We start from the raw sequence: 25506 nt of genomic DNA on the forward strand, positions 1-25506 counted from the left end.
TGTACGACGGTCAGCGGCAGTCCGGGTGCCCCCACCCCTCGTCGTTCCGCGCGATCAGCTCCCCCGCCGCGTACGAGCGCCCGCACCGGCAGCGGCCCGGGTACTTCGCCTTGAGCGTGCGGGCCGGGCCGCCGGACGCCCCGCCCGCACCGCCTCCGGACCGGCCGGCGCCTCCCGAGGACGACGATCCGCCGGACGCCCGCCGCGTACCGGCCGCTTTACGGGCGCCGCCGCCGGCCTTGGGCGACGTCGCCGACGCGGGCGGCTCGGGCGAGCCGAGGTCACTGCCGGCCGGCTCCTGGACGACGGCGGCGTGACTGGCGGCGCGGTCCGCGAAGTCATTGAGCCGGTCGCCGCCGACCTGGTGCGCGGGTACGTACCGGAACTCCACGTCCCGGCCGGTGAGCAGCGCGTCGATGCGCACCACGAGTTCCTGGTTGGCCACCGGCTTGCCGGCGGCGGTCTTCCACCCCTTGCGCTTCCAGTTGGGCAGCCAGGTGGTCACCGCGTTCATGGCGTACTGCGAGTCCATCCGGATCTGCACCGGCCGGCCGGGGTCCACAGCCGACAGCAGCCGCTCCAGGGCGGTCAGCTCGGCGACGTTGTTGGTCGCCACGCCCAGCGGGCCCGCCTCCCACCGGTCCGGCTCGCCCCGCTCGTCGGCGATCACATATGCCCAGGCCGCTCGGCCCGGATTACCCTTCGACGCCCCGTCACACGCGGCGATGATGCGCTCAACCACAGCACCGATCATGCCAAGTCACCGCACCGATGAGCACATCGCCCCGGGGCGGGCGGCAACACCGCAGGCCGGAGGGCCTGCGCAGGGATACGGGCGTGACGGGTGGTGCGCCAGGGGTTGACGGACCGTGCCGGTGCGGGCATTTTGGTCCCGCACATGTAAGGAAACCTTCCTAACAAAGGAGCATCCCCCCATGCGCCGTCGTCTGATCGTCGCGCTCCTGGTGACCGCGACCGTCCCCTTCGCCGCCGCCGATCCGGCCCTGGCCGGCACCCGCGCGGCGGCCCGCCCGCACAGCGCGCAGGAGGGGTCGGTCAGCGCCGCGGCGCTGCTGGCCAAGGTCACGTCCTGCTCGCAGATCTCCAACGGCAAGTACAAGACCGACGACGAGACGTCCGCGACGATTCCGGTGTGCGGCAAGAACGGCGCCGTGTTCTGGAAGGCCGACATGGACATCGACTGCGACGGCCAGGTCACCACGCAGTGCAACGCCGACACCGACCCGTGGTTCCAGGACGACACCGCCTTCCAGCAGTCCAACGGCAAGCCGCTGAGCTCGGCCGCCCTGCCCTACGTCGTGGTGCCCAGCGCCAGCAGCATCTGGAAGTACTCCTCGTCCGGGATCAAGGGCGGCGGGATCGTCGCGGTGATCTACAACAACAAGGTGGAGTACGCGGTGGTCGGCGACACCGGGCCGACGCAGATCATCGGCGAGGCGTCGTACGCCACCGCCCAGGCGCTCGGCATCGACCCCGACCCGGAGTTCGGCGGCGCGGACTCCGGCGTGACCTACATCCTGTTCCAGAACTCGCAGGCCAGCCCGATCGAGAGCCACAGCGACGCGGTGACCAAGGGGCAGACGCTGGCGCAGCAGTTCATCAACAGCAACTGACGCCGGGCGTTCATCGGCGCCCTCTGCGCGTGCGAGGCGCGCGGTCCCGGCGGAGCATGGAACGGATGGGAACCGACGGGACGAGCGGATCGGACGCGGGGCGAGAGGGCGCCGATGGGCAGGGCAGAGGACGGTCCGGCGGGCGATCCGCCGGACTCCGCCGAGCTCCGGCAGATCGAGGCGCTGAACCACATCGGACCTGCGTCCACGCGGCAGGCCGGAGCGGCCTCGCGGGCGCCGGACGGGCGGGCCTCCCCCAGGCGGCGTGACTCCGACGTGCTCGCGGCCGGGCACGACCTGGCCGAGTCGGACTCCCTGGCCGACGCGCTGCGGACGCTGGTACGGCTGCGGACCCCGGACTTCCCGCTCGAGGGGCTGGTGGTCTTCGGGGTCACCGAGAAGTTCCTGAACACGCTCGGCCAGTACGGATACCGCAGCACCGGCGCCGAGTCGATGTTCCGGATGCCGGTGACGACCCGGCATCCGGCGACCGAGGTGGTCGACACCGGCCGGCCGGTGTATCTGCCCACGGCGGGCGAGTACCGGGCCCGCTTCCCGGACATCTGGCACCTGGTCGCCCGGCACGGCCGCAACGCGTGGGCGTTCCTGCCGCTGGTGGTCTCGGGCCGGCTGACCGGCGTGCTGCTGGCGGCCTTCGGCACGCAGATGGACTTCGCCGAGGACGTACGCGAGCTGCTGGCGCAGGCGGCCGGGCTGGTCGCGCAGGCGCTGGAGCGGACCCGGACCAGCAGCGCGGAACTCGCCCTCTCGCGCGGCCTGCGGCGCAGCATGGGGGCGGCCGAACCGGCCGAGCCGGGGCTGAGCGTGGCCACCCGGTACATCCCCACCGGCGGCGGGCTGGTGGTCGGCGGCGACTGGTACGACGTGATCAACCTGCCCGGCGAACGGCTCGCCCTGGTCATCGGGGACGTGGAGGGCCACGACGTGCACGCGGCCGGGCTGATGGCGCAGTTGCGGACGGCCGTGCACGCGTACGCGGCGGAAGGCCACCGGCCGGACGCCGTGCTGGCCCGCACCTCGCGCTTCCTGACCGCACTGGACGAGGACCGCTACGCGACCTGCCTGTACATCGAGGCGGAGCCGGCCACCGGGATGCTGCACATCGCCCGGGCCGGCCACCCGCACCCGGTGCTGCGGCTGCCCGACGGCACCTGCATGCTCAAGCACGTCAACGGCGGGCTGCCGCTCGGCCTGATGCCGGACGAGCACGACTACCCGGTCACCGACCTGGAGCTGCGGCCGGGCGAGATCATGATGCTGTGCACCGACGGGCTGATCGAGACCGGCGGGCACGACATGTTCAGCGGCTGGATCCGGGTCCGCGACGCCATGACGCCCGGGCCCACCGAGGACCTGGAGGGCATCGCGGACCGGCTGATCCAGGCCGTGCACCGGCCGCCGACCCGCTACGGCGGCCCGGACGGCGACCCCACCGGGCACGTACCGCAGGACCCGGACCGGCGGGCGCGCCACTCGCCGCGCAACGAGGACGACATCGCGCTCCTGCTGCTGCGCCGGGACACCCCGGTGTCCCGGCCGGAGATGCCCGAACGGCAGCTCGTCCTGACCATCGGGCAGGACGAGGGGCAGGGGCTGGCCGAGGCGCGGGCGGAGCTGGTCGCGCTGCTGCACGACTGGACGCAGCCGGACCAGGTGGACACCGCGGTGCTGCTGGCCTCGGAGCTGGTGGGCAATGTCCTGGTGCACACCGACCAGACGGCGGCGCTGACCGCGTCCGTGTCCGGCGAGCCGGGCCGGCGCCACCTGCTGGTGGAGGTCACCGACCACGGCGACGAACTGCCGCACCAGCGCACCCCGGGCGAACTCGCCTCCTCCGGCCGCGGGCTGATGCTGCTGGACATCCTGTCCGAGGAGTGGAGTGTACGGCCGGAGTCCGCGGGCAAGACGGTGTGGTTCCGGCTGGCCGAGGCGAACGGGCAGGTGAACGGACAGCAGCCGCCGGACGTGTGAGCGGGCACGGCGGCTCGCGACCGGCTGCGGCTCCCCCGCTCAGGGCTCGGTGTGCCCGCTTCCGACCGTCCGCTCCCGGATCTGCTCGGGGGTGAGATAGGCGTCGGTGTACTCGAAGTCGCGCAGGGTGGCGGGGGTGCGGGACTGGAAGCCGGTACGGACGAAGTCGTCGCCGGCGACAGCGTTGAGCAGCCAGTTGGTGAGCACCCGGGTCTTGGCGACGTTGGTCCGCAGCGCCGACCAGTGGTAGCCGCGGGCCACGGCCTGGGCCGGCAGTCCGCGCAGCTCGATGCCGAGCGGCTTGGAGACCGCGTCCCGGCCGCCGAGGTCGACCACCAGCCCGAGGTCCTTGTGGACGTACGGCTGGAGCGGCCGGTGGCGCAGGGTGGCGATGATGTTGTCGGCGACCTTGCGGCCCTGGCGCATGGCGTGCTGGGCGGTGGGCGGGCAGACGGCGTCCTCGCCGGTGGCCAGGTCCGGGACGGCGGCGGCGTCGCCGAGCGCGAAGACCCCGTCGAAGCCGGGCAGGGTCATCTCGGCGGTGACCGCGAGCCGGCCGCGTACGGTCTCCGCGCCGAGGGTGGCCACCAGGGGGCTCGCCGCCACGCCCGCGGTCCAGATCAGGGTGCGGGTCGGGATGACCCGGCCGTCGGTGAAGGTGACCTCCTCCGGGCCGGCCTTGGCGATGGACACCCCCAGCGAGATCCGCACTCCGCGCTTGCGCAGGATCTCCTGGGCGCTCAGCCCGAGCCGCTCGCCGAGTTCGGGCATCAGCTTGGGCGCGATGTCGATCAGGTGCCACCGGATCAGGGCCGGGTCGAGCCGGGGGTAGCGCTTGACCGCGGCGCTGGTCAGCCGTTGCAGGCAGGCCGCGGTCTCGGTGCCGGCGTAGCCGCCGCCGACCACCACGAACTGCAGCCGGGAGGCGCGTTCTGCCGGGTCCTGGCTGGCGTCGGCGAGGTCGAGCTGCGATATCACGTGGTCGCGCACATACGCGGCCTCGGCCAGCGTCTTCATCCCGCGGGCGGTGTCGGTCAGGCCCGGGATGTCGAAGGTGCGGGTGATGCTGCCGGGGGCCAGCACGATGTAGTCGTACGACTCGTTCACCAGCTCGCCCGTGATCTTGCGGATCACGCACACCTTGGCCTTGGGGTCCACGCCGATCGCGCCGCCGGGGATGATCCGGGTGCGGTATTTGCGGCTGCGGCGCAGCGACACCGCGATGGACTGCGGGGTGAGCATGCCGGAGGCGACCTGCGGCAGCAGCGGCAGATAGAGCTGGTACGCGGTGGGCGACACCAGTGCGAGGTCGGCCTCGTCACTGCCGAGCCTGCGTTCCAGCCGTCGTACGCACTCCACTCCCGCGAAGCCTGCACCCACCACGAGAATCCTCGGTCGTGCCACGGTGTCCCGTCCCTTCTCCGGCTCAGGCGGCTGATCGTCGCCTGCCCGCCGGACTGCGGCTTCGCACATCCTGATTCCTACCCCCGCGAACGGGCCCGCGCCAGCCGGAGGACGCGACCGGGCCGGACGGGCTCCGGCGGTACGGCTACCCGCCCGCGCCGCCGCGCACCGCGGCCGTCTCGTGCAGCAGCGTCAGGACGTGCCGCAGGTCGGGGCGTCGGGCGGTGCCGGTGCGCACGGCGGTGAAGACGGTACGGGTGACCGGCTCGGCCAGTGGGTGCAGGCTCAGTGGGGCGGACGTCTCGGGCAGGGCGAGGCGGGGCACCAGGGCCACACCGGCGCCGGCCGCGACGAGGGCGGTCAGCACGGAGAAGTCGCTGCTGCGGGCGCGGACGGCCGGCACGAAGCCGGCGGCTCCGCAGGCCCGCTGGATCATCTCGTAGCAGGAGGTCTCGGGGCCGGGGGTGAGCCAGGGGTCGCCGTCGAGGGCGGTGAGGTCCGCGGGTTCGCCCGGGCCGAGGCCGAGCCGGGCGGCACGGTCGGGGTGCAGGGCGAGCACCACGGGGTCCTGGAGCAGCACCTCGTGGTCACAGCCGGCCGGGAAGTCGCGCGGCAGCACCGTGTAGCCGTGCACCAGGGCGAGGTCGGTGTCGCGGCGGTGCAGGGCGGCGAGCGCGCGGTCGGGTTCCTGCTCGGTCAGGTGCAGGGCGATGCGGCGCCGGGCCGGGCCGTCCTCGGCCAGCCGCTGCCACAGCGGCGGGATCAGGGTGCGGGCGGCCGAGGCGAAGGCGGTGACGCGTACGGTCCCGGTCTCGCCGCCGCGCAGGGCGGCGAGGTCGGCCTCGGCGGCGGCCAGGTCGCCGAGCAGCACACCGGCGTGGGCGGCCAGCAGAGTGCCGGCCGGGGTCAGCCGCACGCTGCGGCCGTGCTTCTCGACCACCGGCAGCCCGGCCTCGCGTTCCAGGACGGCCAGTTGCTGGGAGACCGCGGGCGCGGTCAGGTGCAGGGCCGCCGCGGTGGCCGCGACCGTGCCGTGGGTGGCCAGGTGGTGGAGGATCGCCAGGCGGCGGACGTCGAGCATGCGTCCATGCTGGCGCCGGTCAGCCTCACATGCAAGGCATGCTTACGGATCAGCCAAGAAAACATCACTGGACCTTCTGTGTCCGCGCGGCCAGCCTGAGGGGCATGCCCTCGCGTACCTTCTCCCCCGGCTTCCTGTCCGCCCGGTTCCTGGCCCTGGCCGGCACCGCCGTGCTGTGGGCCTCAGCGTTTCCGGCCATCCGGGTCGCGGTGGACGGCCTGGGGGTGGCGGCGCTGTCCTTCCTGCGGCTGGCGTCTGCGGCGCTGGCCCTGCTCGCGGTCGGGCTCCGGTCGGGAATACGGCGGCCCGCGCGCGGTGATCTGCCGCTGATCGCGCTGTGCGGGGCCACCGGCATGACCGCGTATCAGGTGCTGCTGAACTGGGGCGAGGTGCATGTGCCGGCCGGCACCGCGAGCCTGATCGTGGCGAGCGCGCCGGTGTTCAGCGTGCTGCTCGGCGCCGCCTTCCTCGGCGAACGGCCCACCCGGCGGGTGGTCCTCGGCAGCATGGTGGCGCTCGGCGGATGCGCGGTGGTGGCGCTGGCCGGCGGGGCGGGCGGCTTCTCCGCGGGCGCGCTGATCGTGCTGGCCGCGGCCGTGGCGCAGGGCGTCTACCACGCGGCGACCAAGCCGCTGCTGCGGCGGTACTCCGGCCTCGAGGTCGCCACCTACGCGATGACCGCGGGCCTGCTCCTCGCGCTGCCGCTGCTGCCCGCGGCGGTCCGGGCCACCGCGCACGCCCCGGCCGGCGCGCTGGGCGCCGCGGTCTACCTGGGGCTGCTGCCCTCGGCACTTGGCTTCGTGATCTGGGGGTACGCGGTGGCCCGGCTGCCGCTCGCGGTCTCCACCGCGGCCCTGTACCTGGTGCCGCCGATCGCGCTGGTGGTGTCCTTCGTGTGGCTGTCGGAGGTACCCGGGGCCGTCGAACTGGCCGGCGGCGCCGTCACCGTGGCGGGCGTGATCACCGTCAACCGCCGGCCGCGGCACTCCCCCGCGACCGGCACCGCGTCCAGTGCTCCCCCGGATCAGGAGCGGCCGCGGGCCGGGGAACGGGCCGGTGCCGCCGCCGCACCCGGGCCCGGGCGGGGGGACGGCGGCGGCACCGGTGACGGTCAGGCGACCGGGTTCCAGTAGTCGCCGGACATGACCAGGTAGACCAGCATCTTGATCGTCTCGCCGTAGTAGGCGTCCCCGAACGGGTTGGTGCCGAGCTGCTTCCAGATCGCGTCGGTCCACGCCTGGTCGCCGGCGGCCATCGCGGCCGGGCCCGCCGCGTCGCCGGCCTCCTCGGCCTGGGTGTCGCCGGAGACATTGCCGTTCGCGCAGTTCAGCTTGATGTGCGGCTGGACCTTGGCGGGGTTGCCGCCGGACAGGGACTTCAGGCAGGCGGATTCCTTGACGGCGGTGGCGTAGGCGACCGCCGCCGTGCTCGAGCCGTTGACCAGGGCGTCGGTGCCCAGGTGCCAGGGCACGCGCAGGGAGTTGTAGCCGACGATGTTGTCCGGCTGGGACTCCTGGTAGTCGGCCGGGGCGGGCTTGGGGCTCGTGGTGTTGGCGTTCACCACGAAGTCCGACAGCAGCCCGGCGGAGGCGGAGTAGGCGCCGGTGAACTCGGAGATCACCGCCTCGGTGCGGGTGACCACCTTGTTCCAGTCGTGGGCGGTGTCGTAGGCGGCGAAGGCCCGCAGGTGGTCGAGCATCATGTCGGACGGCCGGGTGTCGGTGCCCGGGCCGTCGTCCTCGCACTTCAGGTGGCCGTCGGAGGCCACGTCGTGGGCCCAGAAGGAGGCCAGCCACGCCTTGGCGTCGGCGGTGTAGCCGCCCCACTGCTTGTCGGCGAGGATCAGACCGTAGCCGATGTCGAGATCGCCGTCGGTGGCCGAGTCGGGGGTGCCGCTGTCGGCGTACGCGCAGCTCTTGCCGTCCAGTTGCCACTGCATGAGGCCGTCGGGGTCCTTGTGGTCCTTGACCAGTTGCCACAGGCCGTCGAACTCGGCCTTCGCGTTGGTGTCGTACCCGGCCATCAGCGGCACGATGTTCATGCCGTAGCCCTGGGCCTCGGAGACGGTGCCGTTGTTGGGCGCGTCGTCGTCGCCCTTGGTGGAGACGTAGTACTCGTTGGAGGCGCAGCCGTGCACCAGGTAGCTGCTCTTCCAGGAGTCGTATGCCTTCTGCACGGCGGCGTCGCGGCTGGCCTGACTCGCCGAGGGCAGCACGCCGACCTTGTAGCTGACGTGGGCCGGGAACGGGTGGGCGGGGGTGGTGGCGGCACCGGCCGGGCCGCCGGTGCCGACCAGCAGGCCGGCCGCCGTGCAGCAGGCGGCGACCGCGAGGGCCGCCAGTGACTTCACCGATCGTGACATCCGATCGCTCCTTGGCGCGTGGGGGGTGTGCGCGGATGATGTCCAGCGATAGTTAGGAAAGGTTCCTAACGTGCTGGCGTCCAGAGTGTTGCCCGACGACTCCCGCGTCAAGAGGTGTGCAGCCGGGGCCGACGGCGGCTGACATCGGAGTCGGGTACGACCTGGCGAGCGATGCCTTGACAGACCGCACCGATGCTGATTCCTTGGGCTCAGCAAGCCGTACCGAACGGTCGGTCGGCAACCTGGTCCGGTGTGCGGGACGCGAGGAGGCGGCGGCATGGGCGGCGAGACGGCGCAGGCGGCACACCCGGGACCGGTCCCGTACGACCTGCTCGACCCGGCCGAGCGGCTGGACCGTGACGAGCTGCGGGCGCTCCAACTGGGCCGGCTGCGCCGGACCCTGCGGCTCGCGTACGACCATGTGGAGCTGTACCGGCGGAAGTTCGACGAGGCAGGGGTCGCCCCGGAGGACTGCCGCACCCTGGAGGACCTTTCACGGTTCCCGTTCACCACCAAGGCCGACGTGCGGGACAGTTACCCGTACGGCATGTTCGCCGTACCGGTCTCGCAGGTACGGCGGCTGCACGCGTCCAGCGGCACCACCGGGCTGCCCACCGTGGTCGGCTACACCGAGGGCGACCTGGAGACCTGGGCCCAGGTGGTGGCCCGGTCGATCCGGGCGGCAGGCGGCAGGCCCGGCGACAAGGTCCATGTCGCCTACGGATACGGGCTGTTCACCGGCGGGCTCGGGGCGCACTACGGCGCCGAGCGGGCCGGCTGCACGGTGATACCCGCCTCCGGCGGCATGACGGCCCGTCAGGTGCGGCTGATCCAGGACCTGCGGCCGGAGATCATCATGGTGACCCCCTCCTACATGCTCACGCTGCTCGACGAGTTCGAGCGGCAGGGCGTCGACCCGCGCGGCACCTCACTGCGGGTGGGGATCTTCGGCGCCGAACCGTGGACGCAGGCCATGCGGGAGGAGATCGAGGAGCGGTTCGCGATCGACGCGGTGGATATCTACGGCCTGTCCGAGGTGATCGGCCCCGGGGTGGCGCAGGAGTGCGTGGAGACCAAGGACGGCCTGCACATCTGGGAGGACCACTTCTACCCGGAGGTGGTGGACCCGTTCACCGACGAGGTGCTGCCGCAGGGCGGCCACGGGGAGCTGGTGTTCACCTCGCTCACGAAGGAGGCGATGCCGGTGATCCGCTACCGCACCCGGGACCTGACCCGGCTGCTGCCGGGGACGGCGCGCCCGGCCTTCCGGCGGATGGAGAAGGTCACCGGCCGCTGCGACGACATGATCATCCTGCGCGGGGTCAATGTGTTCCCCGGCCAGATCGAGGAGATCGTGCTGCGCACTCCCGGGGTGGCCCCGCACTTCCGGATCGAGCTGACCCGGCGCGGCCGGATGGACCACATGGCGGTCCAGGCCGAGGCCCGCGAGGACCTGACCGAGCCCGGCCCGCGCGCCGCGGCGGCGGCAGCCATCGCCCGGGGCATCAAGGACGGGATCGGCGTGAGCGTCGAGGTGTCGGTCGTGGACCCCGGCTCACTGGAGCGCTCGGTGGGCAAGATCCGCCGGGTGGCGGACCTGCGGGAGCGGTGAGGTTCGCTGCGCGGCGGACGCGCCGGCCGGTGAACCTCGCCCGCATGACGGACATGCCGGACCGGTGGGGTTCGCTGCACGGCCGTCGCGCCGACCGGTGAACCTCGCCCGCATGACGGACATGCCGGACCGGTGGGGTTCGCTGCACGGCCGTCGCGCCGACCGGTGAACCTCGCCCGCATGACGGATGTGCCGGACCGATGGTCCTCGCCCGCACGGCAGGCGCGCCCGACCGGTGAACCTCGCCCGCATGACGGATGTGCTGGACCGGTGGGGCTCGCCCGCACGGCCTCGGGACGATGACCGACGCGGGCCGGGCTGCGCCCGGGCGGACACGCCGTACCGCAGCCGGGGACGCGTACAGGTGCGGGCGGTGGCCGTAGACGGCGCGCCGCCCGCTCCGTGCGGGGTCGGCCGATCCGGGGTCAGCCGATGTCGACCGGGCCGTCGGAGGCGCCCTTGCCCCCGGTGCCGTTGTCGCCGCCCTGGCCGCCGCCCTGACGTCCGGACTGGTCGGACGGGGTGATGTAGCCGCGCAGCGCGACCGCGGCGGAGGAACCCGGGGCGCCCTCGCCGTCGGTGGCGCCGAGGTTCTTGCGGACCGAGTCCAGGATGGTCAGACCCTGGCTGACCAGGCCCGCGGCCAGCTCACCGAGGCCGTCGGCGCCGTTGAGCACGTTGACGTTGGCGCCGTTCAGCCCGGCCGCCGCCTCCTTCACGATCTGCGGCAGCTGGTCGATGATCATCCGGTCCAGCGCCACCCGGTCGTGCGAGGCGGCAGCGGCGGCCTGGATGCGGATCCGCTCGGCCTCCGCGGCGGCCAGCACCCGGATCCGCTCCGCCTCGGCCTCGGCGGGCTTGACGATCTCCGCGACGAGCTGCTGCTGCCGCAGCTCGGCGGCCTTGAGCGCCAGCTCGGTCTGTGCGGCCAGCACCTCCTGCTGGGCGTGCGCCTGGGCCAGCGGGCCGGCCTGCGCGGCCTTGGCCTGCGCCCGGTCCACCTCGGCGTTGTACTCGGCCTGCACGACCGCGGTCTGCCGGGCGTACTCCGCCTGGTTGCGGGTCGCGGCCTGCTGGGCCTCGACGGCCGCCTGGGTGGCCTGGGCCTGGGCGATCTGAGCCTGCCGCTGGATGGCGGCCTTGTGCGGCTGCGACATCGCGGCGATGTAGCCGGTGTCGCCGTCGTCGATGGACTGGATCTGCAGCGAGTCGACGATCAGCCCGATCTTGGCCATCTCCGACTTGGAGGTCTCCAGCACCTCCGAGGCGAGTTTCTGCCGTTCGGTGACGATCTCCTCGACCGTCATCGAGCCGATGATCGCCCGCAGGTGGCCGGCGAAGATCCGGCCGGTCAGGATCGCCATCTGGTCCTGGTCGGACAGGAAGCGCTGCCCGGCGTTGACGATGCTCTCGTGGTCGTTGCCGACCTTGAAGGCGATGACGGCCTTGACCGTCAGGGTGATGCCCTGCTTGGTCACGCACTTCTCGGCGACCTCGGCCTCGTTCATCGCCAGGGTCAGGAACCGGGTCTTGCGGAATATCGGCAGCACGAACTTGCCGTGACCGGTCACGACACGGAACGGAGCGCCCCCGAGGCCTCGCTGACCGCCCGAGATCAGCATCGCCTCGTCGGGCGCGGGAACGCGGTAACCGAACATCCTCTGTCTCCTTCTTCTGCACGCATATTGCGCGGCTCAGCCGGCCGGCGCGTCCAGGGGGTCCCCCCACGCGATGACGTCGACCTGACGCGCGCCGCGCGATTCGACCACCAGGACCGTGGCCCCCTTGGACAGGGGCTGCTCGGACCAGGCGAGGAAGGTTTCGGTCCCGCCTCTGACACTCACGAGGACCTCGCCGGGGCCGGCCGGTCCGCGCGTGCCGATGAGCAGTTCCCCCGTGCGGCCGATCACGGCATCGTCCCGTGCCATCAACGGCCGCCCCTCGTCGTGTTCCGGTTGTTTACCGACCCCGACCATCCTCCCACTCGCAGGGCCCGGGCGATCACCCTTGTCGCTGACGAATACGCAGCCGGACGGCCCGCGGTTCCGCCTCCGACCAGGCCCGAAAAGCACCCCGGGAGCGGGCCGCGGAATGATCCGGGGACCTGCGTCGGTTCGAGTGACCAAGACACCCGTGCACCCCAGGAGTGTCCGCACTACGGTTCGACGCGCCGTTCGCGGGCGCGTCGTGCCAAGGTGTGGGCTACAAGAGGTGAAGTGCAGGGAGGCTCGATGTTCCGGGGCTTGACGTCGCACTGGTCGGACCGGTCCGACCGGGACCGTACGACGGCGGCCTCCGCCTGGGCGTACATCCGTACCGAGACCGGCAGCGCGGCGGTGCTCGTGGCGGCCACGCTGGCGGCTCTGGTGTGGGTCAATGCCGCGCCCGGCAGCTACGACACGGTGTGGGCGACCCGGTTCGTGATCCGGCTGGGCCACTGGGGGGTGGACCTGGACCTGCGGGACTGGGTCAACAGCGGGTTGATGACGCTGTTCTTCCTGGTGGTGGGGCTGGAGGCGCGCCGCGAGTTCGACATGGGCGAGCTGCGCGACCGGCGGCGCATCCCGCTGCCGCTGCTGGCCGGGATCAGCGGCATGGTGGTGCCGGTCGTGATCTACCTGGGGATCAACGCCGGCCGCTCCTCGGCGCACGGCTGGGGGGTGGCGATGTCCACCGACACCGCCTTCGCGCTCGGCCTGCTGGGCCTGCTGGGCTCGCGCTTCCCGCGCCGGCTGCACACCTTCATCCTCACCGTGGCCGTGGTCGACGACTTCGTGGCGCTGGTGGTGATCGCGGTCGCCTACAGCACCAGCATCTCGATGGTCCCGCTGCTGATCGGCATCGGGGTGCTGCTGGTGGCGCTGGGCCTGCGCCGGTACGGGGTGCGGCGCGGCCTGCTGTACGCGGTGCTGGGCGCGGTGGCGTGGGTGGCGTTCCTGCACTCCGGGGTGGACCCGCTGGTGGTGGGCCTGCTGCTGGGCCTGATGTCGTACGCCTACCCGGCCTCGCGGGAGAACCTGGAGCGGGCCACCGGCCTGTTCCGGTCCTTCCGGGAGCAGCCGACGGCCGAGCTGGAGCGGGAGGCGCGGCTGGGCATCGCCGAGGCGCTGTCGCCCAACGAGCGGCTGCAGCGGATGTGGCACCCCTGGAGCAGCTATGTGATCGTGCCGCTGTTCGCCCTGGCCAACGCCGGCATCAAGATCGACGGATCGCTGCTGTCGGCCGCCTACACCTCACCGATCACCCTGGGCGTGCTGCTCGGCTACGGGCTGGGCAAGCCGATCGGCGTCGTCGGCGCCACCGCGCTGGCCACCCGGCTCAGCCGCGGCCGGATGCGGCCGCCGGTGGGCTGGGGCGCGGTGCTGGGCGGCGGCACGATCGCCGGCATCGGCTTCACCGTCTCGCTGCTGATCGCCACCCTGGCCTTCCACGGCCGGGAGCTGGAGGAGGCCAAGATCGGCGTCCTCAGCGCGGTGGTGTTCGCGATGCTCGCCACCACCCTGGTCGCCGCGGTGGTACGGCGACTGCCGGACCGGCAGCGGGCCCGGGCACTGCTCGGCACCGCGCACGCGCTGGTGGACCTGGCCGAACCGGTCGACCCCGAGCGCGACCACGTCCGCGGGCCGCTGGACGCGCCGGTGACGGTGGTGGAGTACGGCGACTTCGAGTGCCCCTACTGCGGGCAGGCCGAGGACGTGGTGCGGGAACTGCTGGCGGACTTCGGCGACGAGGTGCGGTACGTGTGGCGGCACCTGCCGCTGACCGACGTGCACCCGCACGCCCAGCTCGCCGCCGAGGCAGCGGAGGCGGCGTCCCTCCAGGGCCGCTTCTGGGAGATGCACGACCTGCTGATCTCCCGGCAGGACGAGCTCAAGCTGAAGAACCTGCTCGCCCACGCCCAGGAGATCGGGCTCGACGTGGACGTCTTCCACCGGGCCCTGAAGGAGCGGGCCGGGGGCGAGCGCGTGGCCCAGGACGTGGAGTCGGCCGACCTGAGCGGGGTGTCGGGCACCCCGACGTTCTTCGTCAACGGCCGCCGGCACCACGGCGCGTACGACATCGAGAGCCTGTCGAAAGCGGTGATCGCGGCCCGCGACCGCGCGGTCCTGGTGGAGGGCAGCGGTCTCGCGCGGTGACGCTTCTGAACCCGCCAGGGCTCACCGGCAGGCTGTCCTCGCCCGGTGCGGCCGGGCGAGGACAACTCGCAAGCGTGCACAAGACAACCGGCCGGCGGGGGGCTTCGTCGCCCGCCCGGCGGGCCGGCTCGGGATCCATGGCGGCGCCCGGCCGTGAGAAGGCGCGGCTCAGCCTCGGCTTTCGGGCCGCGGCGGGAGCCGCGCCGTCACGGCTGGATCGTGCGGACCGCTCTTGGGACGTCGGGGGCCTGGTGGCCGCCGCTGGCCATCATGCGGACCTCGCCGTCCGCACTGATCTCGGCACGTACTATGCCGGTCTCGTCCTCGTAGATGGGATAGCCGCCCGCTCCCGACTGGTCGGTGCGGTGGACGACCACGACGTCGTCCTCGACGGCGGGTGCCTGGAAGACCAATTCGTAGTTCTCCGGGTACTCCATGATTGCCTCCCGACCAGGTCGTGAGGGACCCATACCTCCTCATTTTCCCTCGCCGGGCAGCGGCACGCCTGCCGGCCCCCGGCTCACGCCCCGCAGGGGCGCGCTCACCGGGTCGCCCGGGGGCACCGGGCGGGACGGCTCGCCGCGGGAGGCGGGCCGCGTGCTCCGTACGGGTGAGCCTCATTGCCGCCTCAGACCGCCTCAGACCGCCTCAGGCCGTCGAGGTGCTGCGGAACCGGGCCCGGTAGGCGGTCGGCGCGACCCCGAGGACCTGCTGGAAGGTGCGCCGCATGGTCTCGGCCGAGCCGAAGCCGGCCTGCTCGGCGACCGTGTCGACCGGGTCGTTGCCGGCCGCGAGGAGTGCCTGGGCGGCCTCCAGGCGGATCGACTCCACGTAGCGGCCGGGGCTCATCCCGGTCTCGGCGCGGAAGAGCCGGCTGAGGTGGCGCGGGCTGATCCCGGCGGTACGGGCCAGGGCGGCCAGGTCGTGCCCGGCCGCGGGGTCGGCGCCGACCGTGTCCATGACCCGGCGCAGCGCCGGATGCCGGGCCTCGCGGGGCGCCAGCCGGGCGCTGAACTGCGACTGGCCGGCGGGCCGGGCCATGAACACCACGAGCCGGCGGGCGACGGCGCGGGCCACCTCCGCGCCGTGGTCGGCCTCGACCAGGGCGAGCGCGAGGTCGATGCCGGCGGTGACACCGGCCGAGGTGAACACCGTGCCGTCGCGTACGAACACCGGGTCGGCCTCGACCGCGACCCGCGGGTAGCGGGCGGCCAGGTCCGCGGCGAACTCCCAGTGGGTGGCCGCCCGCCGCCCGTCGAGCAGGCCGCCCTCGGCGAGCAGGAAGGCGCCCGCGCACACCGACGCGGTCCGGGCCGCGCGGCCGGCCAGCGCGCTCACCAGGCCGACCAGCCGGGTGTCGGCGACCGCCCCGCGCCAGTCCGGGCTGCCGGGCACCACCAGCGTGCCGAGTCGGGCCGGCAGATCCGCCGCGGCCAGATCGGCGCCGATCCGTACGCCCGCGGAGGTGCGTACGTCCGCGCCGCCCGGCGTGGCGACGCTCACCCGGTAGTCGGCGCCGTGGTCGTTGGCGGTGGTGAACACCTCGGCGGGGCCGGTCACGTCGAGCAGCTGGACGCCGTCGAAGGCGAGGACGGCCACCGGGTGCGGGCGGCGTACGGTCACTGCGGCCACGGCGAGTCGAGGATGGTGGTCACGAAGTCGCCGCGCTCGAAGCCGGGCACGTAGTGGGCGAGCACGTCGGCCTTGACGTTGCCGAAGGTCGTCTCCGGCCGCGGGCCGATGCCGTCCGTGAACGCCTGAAGGATGCGCCGCTTGAAGTCCGGGCGCGGGTGACCGGCGGTGATCTCGGCGCGGTCGGCGTCGCTGATGTCGTGGTAGCCGATGCCGAGGACGTCGTACTCGACGCCCGCCGTGACCAGGGCGACCTCGGGTTCCATGAAGGCGGGGATGCCGGGCGTGGTGTGCAGGGCGATCGCGGTCCACACCCGGCGCACGCTGTCCTCCGGGACGCCGTGCCGGTGCAGGAACGCGCGGGCGGCGTCCGCGCTGTCCACCTCGAAGCGGCGGCCGCTGGTGCGGTGCTCCTCGTTCAGGCCGACGTCGTGGAACATCGCGCCGATGTAGAGCAGTTCCGGGTCGAAGCTCAGGCCGCGGCGGCGGCCCTGGAGGCTGCCGAAGAGGTAGACGCGGCGCGAGTGGTGGTAGACGAGCTCGCTGGTGGTGTCCCGGATCAGCTCGGTGGCCTCGCGGGCCACCGCGGTGTCGGGCACGGTCACGCCGGCGATCACGGTCTGCTCGGTGATGGTCATGACTGCCTCGTCGTGGCTCGGGAGTCCGGGGCGCCGGTACGCGGCCCCGCTGTCCCCTCCAGCATCGGCGCGGGCCCGGGCCGATGCCACGGCCGTACGGCCGGGTGTCCCACAGATCGGGACACGACCCGGGGTTCTCGCCGGGATCTCGCCGGGGATCTCGCCGGGGCCGCGCGCAAGGGCGTCGGCGCGGCGGAGGGCGGCCGTCATCCGGTCGTGATGACGAGCTTCCCGCCCTTGGGTGTGCGGTCGCGTTCGAGTTCCGTGAGCGCCGCGATCGCTTCGGTGAGCGGGACGATGCGGGCGATCGGCAGCCGCAGTACGCCCTGGCCGGCGGCTCGGGCGACTTCCTCGATGTCCTGCGTGACGGCCTGGGTCACCTGAACCCGGTACGACCCGGACAGCGCGCTTCTCGCGAATTTCACCGGAGTGGGCTTGATGTCGATGATGGTGCCGCCGGGCTTCAGCATCGTGCGCGCCGCCTTGATCGGGAGCGTGCCGGCGGTGTCGAGGACGATGTCGAATAGTCCGCCGATCGCCGTCGGGTCGAAGTCGAAATCGACGACCGGGGCGATGCCGAGGTCGGCCGCCTCCTGTGCGGCGCCGGCGCGGCAGCTTCCCGCCACCCGGGCGCCGCGCGCCGCGGCGATCTGTACGGCGGACCGGCCCACTCCGCCGAGGCAGCCGTGGACGAAGACGTCCTGGCCGGGTTGCAGCTTCCCCTTGGTGACCAGGGCCTGGAAGGCGGTGACTCCGACCGTCGGGATCGCGGCGGCCTCCTCGTACGAGAGGCTCGCGGGCTTCTTCACGACCGCCTTCTCCTCGGCGACGACCATCTCGGCGAACGCTCCGCCCGCCTTGAGCGGCGCCGCGCCGAGCACCTCGTCGCCGGCACGGAGCCGGGCGACGCCCTCGCCGACCGCCTCGACGACGCCCGCGAAGTCGTAGCCCATGCCCCGCGGGAAGCTCCGGCCGGTCACCATCTTCATTTCGCCGTTACGGATCTGCCAGTCCATCGGATTGGCCGCCGCCGCCCGCACCCGGACCAGCACCTCGCCGGCACCGGGCCGCACCGGCTCGACGTCCTCCAGCCGCATGACCTCGGGCCCGCCGTACCGGTGGTACTGAATGCGCTTCATCGTTGCCATGCGGGGCCTCCACCCAACTGACGTCATCAAGTGACATCACCGTACCACAGTGATGTCACTTGATGACATGGGATCCGGCGGCAGCGATGTCGTTCGACGACATCACCTAGACTCCTGGCATGGGACGGTGGGAGCCCGGGGCCGGCAGCCGACTGCGCGAAGCCGCACTGGCGCTGTATCTGGAACGCGGCTTCGAACAGACGACGGTGGCCGACATCGCCGAACGGGCCGGCGTCACCGCCCGCACCTTCTTCCGTCACTTCGCCGACAAGCGCGAGGTCCTCTTCGACGGGGCCGCTGCGCTGGAGGAGAGGTCGGTCGCGGCACTGGAGGCAGTCCCGGCCGCGGCATCGGCGCTGGATGCCGTCGTGGCCGCACTCAACGTCACCGCGGAGATGATCGGCTCCGACCGCGACCTGGCACGCAAGCGGCAGGCCGTCATCATGGCCAACGCCGAACTGCGCGAACGCGAGTTGATCAAGTTCGCATCGATGTCGGTCACCCTGGCCGATCGACTGCGGGCGCGAGGCGTCGGCGACCTGGACGCGAGTCTGGCCGCGGAGATCGGCGTCGCGGCCTTCCGTGTCGCCTTCGAACAATGGGCCGGCGCCACCGGGGACGGCGAACTGCGCGACGCCATCCACACGTCGCTGGCCGCCCTGCGGACCCTGACCGCCGCCGACTGATCCACTCACCCGCACGGGCCGCGGCGCGCACTACTGCGCCGCTTCGAGCCGGTGCCACCCGTAACGCGGTGCTGCCGTCACTCCGCTCCCGCCGCGCAGGTGACGTCGCATGTCGGCGATCACACTCCGTATTCCAAGTGTCACGATACGTGCATCACCTCGTGAAAGGAAGCCGCCAATGGCGCTCCGACGTACCAGAGTGTGGATGGCTGCCGCCATCGGCGCAGCTCTGCTGGCAGGGACCACGCCCGCCGCCTTCGCATCGAGCCCCGTCACCCGGACGTCCGCCGTCCGGGCCGTGACGCCCCAGCAGAACGTACCGACTCTGGACGCTCCCGGACCTGCCCAGACCGTCACCTACGGGGCGGACGGCATCACCCGCCGCCACTTCAGCCGGATCACCGTCCAGGCCCCGCCCAACACCCGGATCACCGCCCTGGACCCGAACTGCGTCGGCTGGACCTGCCCCGTCACCATCGCCCCGGACGGGAAGAGCGCCACCGCCGACTTCCCGTCCGGCAACTGGATCTGGATCTACCCCTTCCACGTCGGCCTCGCCGCCGAGGGCGACGCGCCCCTGTCCGGAGGCACGTACTCCGGCACCTTCAGCCTCGACGGCGACACCCAGCCCCTGACCGTCAACATCTCCCCCGGGACCCAGGGCGCCATCTCGGCGTTCCTCACCGACACCCCCATCGGCGGCTCCTACGTCAACTTCGTCCTGCCCGGATCCAACACGGCCCAGTCCGGCCTCCAGGTCGGCGACATCATCACCGCGGTCGACGGCCGGCCCACCTCCAACACCGCCGCCGTCAACAACGACATCACCGGCCGACGCGCAGGCACCGCGGTTCCGATCACCGTCTTCCGAGGCGGCAGCACGCTCAACCTGCAGCTCGTCCTCGACTGAGCACGACTTCCAACTCGCCGGGCCGCAACGGGCGTTCGCCGTGGTGCGGCCACGGCGGGCCGGGCCGGCCCGTCAGTCGGTGCCGGCGCACAGGGCGTCGTCGATGAGCGCGTTGGTGGCCTTGTTGAGGGTCGGCAGGTCCGGCGGTGCGGAGGTGGTGGTGACGGAGACCGTCACGGCTCGCCGTCCGTCGGCGCTGACGGCGGGGCGGGTGTACACGCCCAGGCCGTCGCCTTCGTGCGTGTCGTACGAGCCCCCGCACGAGAGCGGGATCGTCCGCAGTCCGAGGCCGTAGTCGCCCAGCGGCTGTTCCCGCACGTCCTCGGGGTCGTCGGTGCGCGCGACGGTCTGCCGCATCTCACGCCATTGCGCTGCGGGCAGCAGCCTGCCGTCGGCCAGCGCCGTGAAGAAGGTGTCGAGGTCCGCGGTGGTGCTGACGATGCCGGAGTCCGCTGTGTGCTGGTAGCTGTTGTCGGTGATGTCCAGCCGTGTGCCGTCGGCAGTGGTGAGGTAGACCTGCGCGTGCGGTGCGGGAAGGAAGGGGTTCGCGCCCGGGATCGAGGTGTGGCGCAGTCCCAGCGGCGCGATGATGCGGTGTTCGACCAGTTCCCGCCAGTCGGTGCCGCCGGCCTTCTCCGCGATCATCGCCGCCAGCAGGTAGTTGGTGTTCGAGTACGCCCAGCGCGGTCGGCCCCCCGGCCGGGGGGTGAAAAGCGGCGGATGCGTCATCGCGATCGCGACGAGTCCGGCGGGCGGGGTGTCGTTGTACCGGTTGGCGTCCAGCTGCTGCAACAGCGCTTGGACGCCGGGATCGTCGGTGTAGTTGAACAGGCCGCTGGTCTGCCGCAGCAGGTCGCGTACGGTGATGCGCCGTCCGTCGTTGCCATGGCCGGCCACGGTGCCGGGCAGCCAGTGCTCGACGGTGTCGTCCAGCGACAGCCGCTTCTCGGCGGCGAGTTGGAGCACCACGACGGCGACGAACGTCTTGGTCGTACTGGCGACGCGGAACTGCGCGTCCCACGGCACCGGCGCCGTGGAGCCCTCTGCCGCCGCACCGATACGGGCCCGCACCGGCCCGCCCGGCGTGTCGACCCGGGCCACCACGTTCACGTCCCCGCCGCCCGCCTGCCGCACCCTGGCCACGTCCCGCCCCAGCTCGGCCGCCGAGTAACGCGAGGCCGCGCTGGTCACGTGCTGCCGCGCCGACGTGTCCGGTACGCCGAGCGCCGCCGTCGAGCCCACGGCCAGCAGCGCGCCGGCCAGCACCGCACCCTTGAACATCCCCGCACGCATGGTCACGTGACCACCCTCCCGTCGCCGCATCTGCGGAAGGCCAGTCAAACGGTCCGACGGCACGGGCCGACATGGAGCAGACCACCGCGCCCGGCGGGGGCAAACCCCCGGGAGCACGCGCCGCCCCCGCCCCTTGAGACATCCCCGCCACTGCCGCAGGCGCTCCCGGCTCGACCGGCATGGCGACGCGGAACGAGGTTTCCGGTCCGTGTGCCGCAGCGCCTCGGGGCGAGGAATGCGACTATTGTCTTGTTGTTCCCTTTGTGCAGTCAGTCCGGATTCGGGGACGAGTGGCCTGGAGGCTGCCATGGCCGCGTACCGCGGACCGAACGCCTGGCCGGGCGGAAACCTCGGCGAGGCGGGGCTGACCGCTGTGCACGAGGAAGCCGGCCGCGGCGCCATGGCACAGCGGCACCACCCCGTCCGCGTCCCCGCCGTCCCTTCGGCGAGGTCCGGCTTCCGCACGGCACGCCCCGAAGGTGTCGGTGCCCGACCGGCTCGGCCCTGCGTCAGGGGCGGCGCTTGATGGCCGGCCGCGAGCAGGAACCCCAGCCGTCGGGCATCCCGGGTCTGCGGCTGCGACTGGACACCGAGCTGGACGAGATCGCCGAACATCTCCGGGCTCTGGCCGATGCCAAGGACCGGCTGCAGAACCTGCTGGAGGCAGTGCTGGCCATCAGCAGGGAGACGGAACTGCCCGTCGTCCTGGGGCGCATCGTCACCACCGCGATGAATCTGGTCGGCGCCCGCTACGGGGCGTTGGGCGTGCTGGACGACTCCGGCGAGTACCTGGAGGAATTCATCACCGCCGGTCTGTCGGAGCAGGAGCGCGCAGGCCTGGCCGGGGTCGAACTGCCCCGCGGCCGAGGCGTGCTCGGCCACCTGATCCGGCATCCCGAGCCGCTGCGAGTGGTGGACATCCCCTCCCATCCGGCCTCCGCCGGGTTCCCACCCGGCCATCCCGGTATGCGCACCCTGCTCGGTGTGGCGATCACGGTTCGCGGCGTCATCTACGGCGACCTGTACCTGGCCGAGCGCCAGGACGGCAGGCCCTTCGACCGCGACGACGAGGACATCGTCGTCTCCCTGGCCGGCGCCGCCGGCATCACCATCGAGAACGCCCGGCTCTTCCACCGGATCCGCGACAGCGCCGAACACTTCCAGCGGCTGCTGCTGCCCACCCTGCCCGATCTGCGCCCCTTCACCGGTGCCGCGGTCTACCGGCCGGCCACTGCTCCGGCCCGCCTCGGCGGGGACTGGTACGACGCGGTCCTGCTGCCCGGCGACGTCTGCGCCGCTGTCATCGGTGACGTCGTCGGCCACGACATGCGTGCGGCCGCCGCCATGGCCCAGACCCGCAGCATGCTGCGCGCGCTGCTCTACGACCGCCTCACCCCGCCCAGCGCCGTCCTCCGGCAGCTCGACCGCACCCTGCACGCCATCGCCGACCTGCCCGTCGCCACCGCCTGCCTGGCCCGCATCGAACCCGCGGCGGACGGCTGGATACTGCGCTGGAGCACCGCGGGACACCTTCCCCCGCTCCTGCTCTCCCCGGGCCGGCGGGCGCAGTACCTCCACGCCGAGCCCGGCCTGCCGCTCGGGGTGAGCATCGAGCACCACCGCCCGGACCACATCCGTCCGCTGCCGCCCGGCTCCACCGTGGTCTTCTTCACCGACGGCCTTGTCGAGCACTTCGCCCACGGCATCGACGAGGGCATGGCCGACCTCGCCGACCTCGCCACCGCACACGCCCACCTGCCCCTGCAGGACTTCGTGAAAGCACTGGCGGACCGGCACCCCGGCGACGGCCACGACGACATCGCCGTCCTCGCCCTGCGCACCCCACCTCGGCCCGGCACGCCGACAGCACGTACGGCGTGAACGCCGACGGCAGCGGCCGTCGCCGCCCCGGTGGAGCCGGACCGCCGCCCGGGTAGGCTCACGTCCTCATGGAACAGCTGCCCGAGAGCGTGGACCGCGACATCCTGGAGCATCGGATCATCAGCGCACTCGTGACGATCCGCGAAACGCTCGGCTGCACGCTTCACCAGGCACTCGACACCTTCGTGGAGCGGTACGAGGAGCTCCGCCGGGAACGCCCGGACGACTTCGCCCTGAGCCGGGACGAATACGGCCGGGGCTTCTACTCCTGATCCTGCGGGCCCCGAACCGGAACACCCGGGCTGCCGGCCCCGGAAGCGGTCAGTGTCCGCATCGCCGATCAGGACTGCCGGAGGGCAGCGTAGCCCCGCTGGCGCACCGAGGAAGGCGGCAACGCCCCCCTTGGCCGCGATCGCGCGGGACGCCGTCGGGTTGGTCACCGACCCGAACGCACGGCCCGACTCCGGCGTTGCGCCGGCTCCGAGTGCTCAATGCTCTTCCTCGAGGGAGACCAAGCCCCGCATCTGGTGCACCGCCAACCTCTGGCAAACAGCCTTACCGCGCCTCCGGGAATCCGGGCTCGGAGGTAAGCCGTGCGATGAGAGTACGGCCGGCCCACTGGAGCTGCTCGTCCTGCTCAATGCTCTGGAACCCGCCGCCACGCCGGGGCTGGGCCAGTTGCTCGCGGAGCAGGGGCAGGGCCGGTGCCGCGTGGGAGCCCATGCGGTCCAGGCAGGCCACGACGTGGCTGGTCGTGGCAGGGTTGCGGGCCATGGCCTGCAGCAGGGCGTCCAGGACTGCCGGTGCCTCGGCCTCGCCGCCGATCTCCCAGAGCGCGGCCGCGCAAGGCACCCTAACCCACTCGTAGTCGTGCGTCAGGAGGTCCCGCAGACGCGGCAGGGCGACAGCAGCAGGCGGCCCTATCTCGCCGAGCAGAGCAGCCGCCTCACTGATCCGGAAGGTGATCCGGTCCTCCAAGAGTTCCAGCACAAGTGGCATGACCTCGGCCGGGTCACCACTGACGGCCCACAGCGCAGCGACGGCTGCAGGCCTTACGTGCGCGTCGGTGGCGGCGGTCAGCGACCGGATGGCGTCCCGTGCACTGATCGCCGCCGGGCCGAACACCCCCAGTGTTTTGAGGGCCGATCGCGTGACGTGGTGCTGCTCATGGCGCCCAGCTGCGCCGAGTGTGTCCACGACCACGGGAACCGCGGCAGGGTCGCCCAGCGCGGCGAGGGCGGCAAGGAGCGCGTTGACGCTCATCTCGTTGCACTGCTGGGAGAGATCAATGCGGCGCAGGTGATCGCAGAGCCGGGGCACCAACTGACCTGCCACCTGGGGCAGATGCCCCGCGACCTGGATCGCGCGCCAGGCGTCGACATCGCTGTCCACCGCGGCCAACAGGCTAGGCAGCGCGCGTGCGTCGCCGAGGCGCGCCAAGGCCCGGACGGCCGGCGTACACGCGGGTGTGGCGGTCAAGATCCTCGAAGACGGCGACGATCTGGGGCGGGGCCGCGTTCGTGGGTGCCGCCTGGCGGCTGGGGGCAGGTGCGATCGGCCGCACGGGCAGGGCGCGTACGGTCTCGCGCAGCAGGCCGACAGCGGCCGGTACGACGTCCTCGCCGATCTCATCCGGGGCGCAGCGGGCCCGCTGGACCAGAGCCGCGAGCCGGGTCGCCGGGCCCTGGGCACGGTCGGCGGCGAGCCCGGCGAGCCAATCCGTCACCTGTTGCGAGGCCGCCGGCAGGCGCAGTGCCAGGGTCGCTGCCACCTCCACGATCCGCAGCCGCGTCGGCGTGCCGCGCTCGGCGGCCAACCGCTCGCGCAACAATGCAGCGGCCCGGTCGGCGTCCTCGAGGAAGAGCCCGAGCCCGGGAATCGCGGCCAGGCGCACGTCCGGGTCCGGGTCGCGGACGAGTTCGGCGAACTCCGCATCCCGCTCGCGCAGGGAGACGACGGCCTGCGCGAACCCCATCGGCGGGTAGTACTCGATCTCGGTGCCGTCGTCCTCGAAGCCCCTGTCGAGGGACTCTCGGCCAATGCTGACCAGCAGCGCGACGACTGCGGCCCGCCCAGGCATGGCACGGTCGGTGGCCAACTCGAACAGGAAGGGCAGGCTGGCTGCCGTCGACGGGTACACGCTGCCCTGATGGTGGACCGCACCGTGGAAGCGGTCGAGGGCCTTGCTGCGTTCCTCGGCATCCGGGGAGCGCAGCGCCCACAGCAGGGCCGGCACCTCGTCGGCCGAACCGTAAGCGTGCTCCATCGACGCCCAGTCGATGGCATGAAGTCGCTCGAACATGATCACAACCATGTCAGGCGGCACTGACAACACTGCGCCGCCCACCGGGCTGGGCATGCGGGGTGGACGGCAGCGCACGGCAAAGGGCCGGCCCCGGGCTCGTAGGGAAAACCGGATGCGATGGCCGGGTGGGCTGGCTACCGTCCGGGCGTGGCCCACACCTATCCCCCGCTGAACGTCGAAGTCCGCACGCCGCGCCTCACGCTCGCCGGCGCGTCCGACGAACTGCTGGAACGTCTCGTGCCGCTCGTGCGGGCCGGGATCGCCGACGCCGAGCCGTGGCCGTTCGACGACCCGATCTCGTTCTACGCCGACAGCCCCGAGCGTGAATGGAAATGGCTGCGCGCCATCTGGGCCGGCCGCGCCCGCATGAGCCCGGATTCGTGGCGGCTCTACTTCGCCGTGCTCGTCGACGGCGAACCGGTCGGCATGCAGGACCTGATCGGCACGAACTTCTCGCGGTTCGGCACGGTGTCCAGCTTCTCGTGGCTGGCCCCCGGCAGCCGCGGACAGGGACTCGGCAAGGAAATGCGGGCGGCGATCCTGCAGTTGGCCTTCGCCGGACTGGGTGCACGCGAAGCCGGCAGTGACGCCTTCGTCGACAACGAAGCGTCCAACCGCGTTTCCCGCGGCCTGGGCTACGAACCCAACGGGACGGACTGGGACACCCGCCGCGGCGAACCCGCGCGGATCCAGCAGTGGCGGCTCACCCGGGAGACGTGGGAACGGGTCCGCCGGGACGACATCGAACTGACCGGCGTCGAGGAGTGCCTACCCGTCCTGGGCATCGGCTAG

At 72.5% G+C, this 25506-nt stretch carries 23 protein-coding genes; 10 read left to right on the forward strand and 13 right to left on the reverse strand.

Going from position 1 to position 25506, the window contains the following annotated elements:
- Window positions 1-10 precede the first annotated feature (10 nt).
- Entirely contained in the window at window positions 11-754 is a 744-nt protein-coding gene (locus ITX44_RS37250) for a ribonuclease H family protein (protein ID WP_205363810.1), read from the reverse strand.
- A gap of 181 nt (window positions 755-935) precedes the next feature.
- Here ITX44_RS37250 and ITX44_RS37255 point away from each other — a divergent pair, with 181 nt between their 5' ends.
- A complete protein-coding gene (locus ITX44_RS37255) occupies window positions 936-1634 on the forward strand; it encodes a glycoside hydrolase family 75 protein (protein ID WP_205363811.1) in 699 nt (232 codons plus the stop codon).
- A gap of 114 nt (window positions 1635-1748) precedes the next feature.
- Complete coding sequence (locus ITX44_RS37260; RefSeq protein WP_205363812.1) at window positions 1749-3626, forward strand: ATP-binding SpoIIE family protein phosphatase; 1878 nt, start codon at window positions 1749-1751, stop codon at window positions 3624-3626.
- Between the two features lie 39 nt (window positions 3627-3665).
- Here ITX44_RS37260 and ITX44_RS37265 read toward each other — a convergent pair whose 3' ends face one another.
- Together ITX44_RS37265 and ITX44_RS37270 are read right to left on the reverse strand one after the other, a co-directional pair.
- Window positions 3666-5099 (reverse strand): NAD(P)/FAD-dependent oxidoreductase, encoded by a 1434-nt coding sequence (locus tag ITX44_RS37265; protein ID WP_205363813.1) that lies wholly within the window; start codon window positions 5097-5099, stop codon window positions 3666-3668.
- A gap of 76 nt (window positions 5100-5175) precedes the next feature.
- Window positions 5176-6111 (reverse strand): LysR family transcriptional regulator, encoded by a 936-nt coding sequence (locus tag ITX44_RS37270; RefSeq protein WP_205363815.1) that lies wholly within the window; start codon window positions 6109-6111, stop codon window positions 5176-5178.
- A 104-nt stretch (window positions 6112-6215) separates the two neighbouring features.
- On the opposite strand from ITX44_RS37270, the gene ITX44_RS37275 reads away from it, so the two are divergent.
- A complete protein-coding gene (locus tag ITX44_RS37275) occupies window positions 6216-7244 on the forward strand; it encodes a DMT family transporter (protein ID WP_205363816.1) in 1029 nt (342 codons plus the stop codon).
- Here the strand turns inward: ITX44_RS37275 and ITX44_RS37280 are convergent.
- Window positions 7223-8473: a glycosyl hydrolase family 8 gene (locus tag ITX44_RS37280; RefSeq protein WP_205363817.1), complete on the reverse strand. Its 1251-nt coding sequence runs from the start codon at window positions 8471-8473 to the stop codon at window positions 7223-7225. The two genes, ITX44_RS37275 and ITX44_RS37280, sit on opposite strands and share 22 nt — an antisense overlap.
- A 277-nt stretch (window positions 8474-8750) precedes the next feature.
- Here ITX44_RS37280 and paaK point away from each other — a divergent pair, with 277 nt between their 5' ends.
- Window positions 8751-10085: a phenylacetate--CoA ligase PaaK gene (gene paaK, locus ITX44_RS37285; protein ID WP_205363819.1), complete on the forward strand. Its 1335-nt coding sequence runs from the start codon at window positions 8751-8753 to the stop codon at window positions 10083-10085.
- Between the two features lie 425 nt (window positions 10086-10510).
- On the opposite strand, the gene ITX44_RS37290 is transcribed toward paaK, so the two are convergent.
- Both ITX44_RS37290 and ITX44_RS37295 read right to left on the reverse strand, forming a co-directional pair.
- On the reverse strand, window positions 10511-11743 hold the full coding sequence (locus ITX44_RS37290; protein ID WP_205363820.1) for an SPFH domain-containing protein: 1233 nt from the start codon (window positions 11741-11743) through the stop codon (window positions 10511-10513).
- 36 nt (window positions 11744-11779) lie between these two features.
- Window positions 11780-12013, reverse strand: coding sequence for an NfeD C-terminal domain-containing protein (locus ITX44_RS37295; RefSeq protein WP_205363821.1), 234 nt, complete (start codon window positions 12011-12013; stop codon window positions 11780-11782).
- 303 nt (window positions 12014-12316) lie between these two features.
- On the opposite strand from ITX44_RS37295, the gene nhaA reads away from it, so the two are divergent.
- Entirely contained in the window at window positions 12317-14221 is a 1905-nt protein-coding gene (gene nhaA, locus ITX44_RS37300) for a Na+/H+ antiporter NhaA (RefSeq protein ID WP_205363822.1), read from the forward strand.
- 206 nt (window positions 14222-14427) lie between these two features.
- On the opposite strand, the gene ITX44_RS37305 is transcribed toward nhaA, so the two are convergent.
- The 4 genes from ITX44_RS37305 to ITX44_RS37320 all read right to left on the reverse strand — a co-directional run bounded on the left by ITX44_RS37305 (window position 14428) and on the right by ITX44_RS37320 (window position 17639).
- The gene (locus ITX44_RS37305) at window positions 14428-14658 is read right to left on the reverse strand and encodes a DUF6296 family protein (RefSeq protein ID WP_205363823.1); all 231 of its coding nucleotides are present in this window, start codon (window positions 14656-14658) and stop codon (window positions 14428-14430) included.
- Between the two features lie 211 nt (window positions 14659-14869).
- On the reverse strand, window positions 14870-15853 hold the full coding sequence (locus ITX44_RS37310; RefSeq protein WP_372441087.1) for a GlxA family transcriptional regulator: 984 nt from the start codon (window positions 15851-15853) through the stop codon (window positions 14870-14872).
- Window positions 15841-16491: an HD domain-containing protein gene (locus ITX44_RS37315; RefSeq protein ID WP_205363824.1), complete on the reverse strand. Its 651-nt coding sequence runs from the start codon at window positions 16489-16491 to the stop codon at window positions 15841-15843. Before ITX44_RS37315 ends, ITX44_RS37310 begins: the two co-directional genes overlap by 13 nt.
- Window positions 16492-16697: 206 nt before the next feature.
- Window positions 16698-17639: an NADP-dependent oxidoreductase gene (locus ITX44_RS37320; protein ID WP_205363826.1), complete on the reverse strand. Its 942-nt coding sequence runs from the start codon at window positions 17637-17639 to the stop codon at window positions 16698-16700.
- A 119-nt stretch (window positions 17640-17758) separates the two neighbouring features.
- Here ITX44_RS37320 and ITX44_RS37325 point away from each other — a divergent pair, with 119 nt between their 5' ends.
- Window positions 17759-18325 carry a TetR family transcriptional regulator gene (locus ITX44_RS37325; RefSeq protein ID WP_205363827.1) on the forward strand — a complete coding sequence of 189 codons (567 nt, stop codon included), beginning with the start codon at window positions 17759-17761 and terminating at the stop codon, window positions 18323-18325.
- A 205-nt stretch (window positions 18326-18530) separates the two neighbouring features.
- Entirely contained in the window at window positions 18531-19235 is a 705-nt protein-coding gene (locus tag ITX44_RS37330; RefSeq protein WP_205363829.1) for a PDZ domain-containing protein, read from the forward strand.
- A 72-nt stretch (window positions 19236-19307) separates the two neighbouring features.
- Here ITX44_RS37330 and ITX44_RS37335 read toward each other — a convergent pair whose 3' ends face one another.
- Window positions 19308-20528 (reverse strand): serine hydrolase domain-containing protein, encoded by a 1221-nt coding sequence (locus tag ITX44_RS37335; RefSeq protein WP_205363864.1) that lies wholly within the window; start codon window positions 20526-20528, stop codon window positions 19308-19310.
- 525 nt (window positions 20529-21053) lie between these two features.
- Between ITX44_RS37335 and ITX44_RS37340 the strand changes: the two genes are divergently transcribed.
- On the forward strand, window positions 21054-22409 hold the full coding sequence (locus ITX44_RS37340; RefSeq protein WP_205363830.1) for a PP2C family protein-serine/threonine phosphatase: 1356 nt from the start codon (window positions 21054-21056) through the stop codon (window positions 22407-22409).
- A 68-nt stretch (window positions 22410-22477) separates the two neighbouring features.
- Window positions 22478-22681, forward strand: coding sequence for a hypothetical protein (locus ITX44_RS37345; RefSeq protein ID WP_205363831.1), 204 nt, complete (start codon window positions 22478-22480; stop codon window positions 22679-22681).
- 283 nt (window positions 22682-22964) lie between these two features.
- On the opposite strand, the gene ITX44_RS41885 is transcribed toward ITX44_RS37345, so the two are convergent.
- Both ITX44_RS41885 and ITX44_RS41890 read right to left on the reverse strand, forming a co-directional pair.
- Window positions 22965-23801 (reverse strand): HEAT repeat domain-containing protein, encoded by an 837-nt coding sequence (locus tag ITX44_RS41885; protein WP_236062343.1) that lies wholly within the window; start codon window positions 23799-23801, stop codon window positions 22965-22967.
- Between the two features lie 13 nt (window positions 23802-23814).
- Complete coding sequence (locus ITX44_RS41890; RefSeq protein WP_236062344.1) at window positions 23815-24711, reverse strand: hypothetical protein; 897 nt, start codon at window positions 24709-24711, stop codon at window positions 23815-23817.
- A gap of 150 nt (window positions 24712-24861) precedes the next feature.
- On the opposite strand from ITX44_RS41890, the gene ITX44_RS42460 reads away from it, so the two are divergent.
- Entirely contained in the window at window positions 24862-25506 is a 645-nt protein-coding gene (locus ITX44_RS42460; RefSeq protein ID WP_205363832.1) for a GNAT family N-acetyltransferase, read from the forward strand.

The organism is Actinacidiphila acididurans (assembly GCF_016918855.1).
GTDB classification, from domain to species: domain Bacteria; phylum Actinomycetota; class Actinomycetes; order Streptomycetales; family Streptomycetaceae; genus Actinacidiphila; species Actinacidiphila acididurans.

Coding starts and splice junctions, on each gene's coding strand:
- ITX44_RS37340 (WP_205363830.1), top strand. CDS start 21,054: ATGGCCGGCCGCGAGCAGGAACCCCAGCCGTCGGGCATCCCGGGTCTG.
- ITX44_RS37315 (WP_205363824.1), bottom strand. CDS start 16,491: ATGACCATCACCGAGCAGACCGTGATCGCCGGCGTGACCGTGCCCGAC.
- ITX44_RS37290 (WP_205363820.1), bottom strand. CDS start 11,743: ATGTTCGGTTACCGCGTTCCCGCGCCCGACGAGGCGATGCTGATCTCG.
- ITX44_RS37335 (WP_205363864.1), bottom strand. CDS start 20,528: ATGCGTGCGGGGATGTTCAAGGGTGCGGTGCTGGCCGGCGCGCTGCTG.
- ITX44_RS41890 (WP_236062344.1), bottom strand. CDS start 24,711: ATGTTCGAGCGACTTCATGCCATCGACTGGGCGTCGATGGAGCACGCT.
- ITX44_RS37305 (WP_205363823.1), bottom strand. CDS start 14,658: ATGGAGTACCCGGAGAACTACGAATTGGTCTTCCAGGCACCCGCCGTC.
- ITX44_RS37260 (WP_205363812.1), top strand. CDS start 1,749: ATGGGCAGGGCAGAGGACGGTCCGGCGGGCGATCCGCCGGACTCCGCC.
- ITX44_RS37345 (WP_205363831.1), top strand. CDS start 22,478: ATGGAACAGCTGCCCGAGAGCGTGGACCGCGACATCCTGGAGCATCGG.
- ITX44_RS37265 (WP_205363813.1), bottom strand. CDS start 5,099: ATGTGCGAAGCCGCAGTCCGGCGGGCAGGCGACGATCAGCCGCCTGAG.
- nhaA (WP_205363822.1), top strand. CDS start 12,317: ATGTTCCGGGGCTTGACGTCGCACTGGTCGGACCGGTCCGACCGGGAC.
- ITX44_RS37250 (WP_205363810.1), bottom strand. CDS start 754: ATGATCGGTGCTGTGGTTGAGCGCATCATCGCCGCGTGTGACGGGGCG.
- ITX44_RS37320 (WP_205363826.1), bottom strand. CDS start 17,639: ATGGCAACGATGAAGCGCATTCAGTACCACCGGTACGGCGGGCCCGAG.
- ITX44_RS37280 (WP_205363817.1), bottom strand. CDS start 8,473: ATGTCACGATCGGTGAAGTCACTGGCGGCCCTCGCGGTCGCCGCCTGC.
- ITX44_RS37275 (WP_205363816.1), top strand. CDS start 6,216: ATGCCCTCGCGTACCTTCTCCCCCGGCTTCCTGTCCGCCCGGTTCCTG.
- ITX44_RS37330 (WP_205363829.1), top strand. CDS start 18,531: ATGGCTGCCGCCATCGGCGCAGCTCTGCTGGCAGGGACCACGCCCGCC.
- ITX44_RS37270 (WP_205363815.1), bottom strand. CDS start 6,111: ATGCTCGACGTCCGCCGCCTGGCGATCCTCCACCACCTGGCCACCCAC.
- paaK (WP_205363819.1), top strand. CDS start 8,751: ATGGGCGGCGAGACGGCGCAGGCGGCACACCCGGGACCGGTCCCGTAC.
- ITX44_RS37325 (WP_205363827.1), top strand. CDS start 17,759: ATGGGACGGTGGGAGCCCGGGGCCGGCAGCCGACTGCGCGAAGCCGCA.
- ITX44_RS37255 (WP_205363811.1), top strand. CDS start 936: ATGCGCCGTCGTCTGATCGTCGCGCTCCTGGTGACCGCGACCGTCCCC.
- ITX44_RS37295 (WP_205363821.1), bottom strand. CDS start 12,013: ATGGCACGGGACGATGCCGTGATCGGCCGCACGGGGGAACTGCTCATC.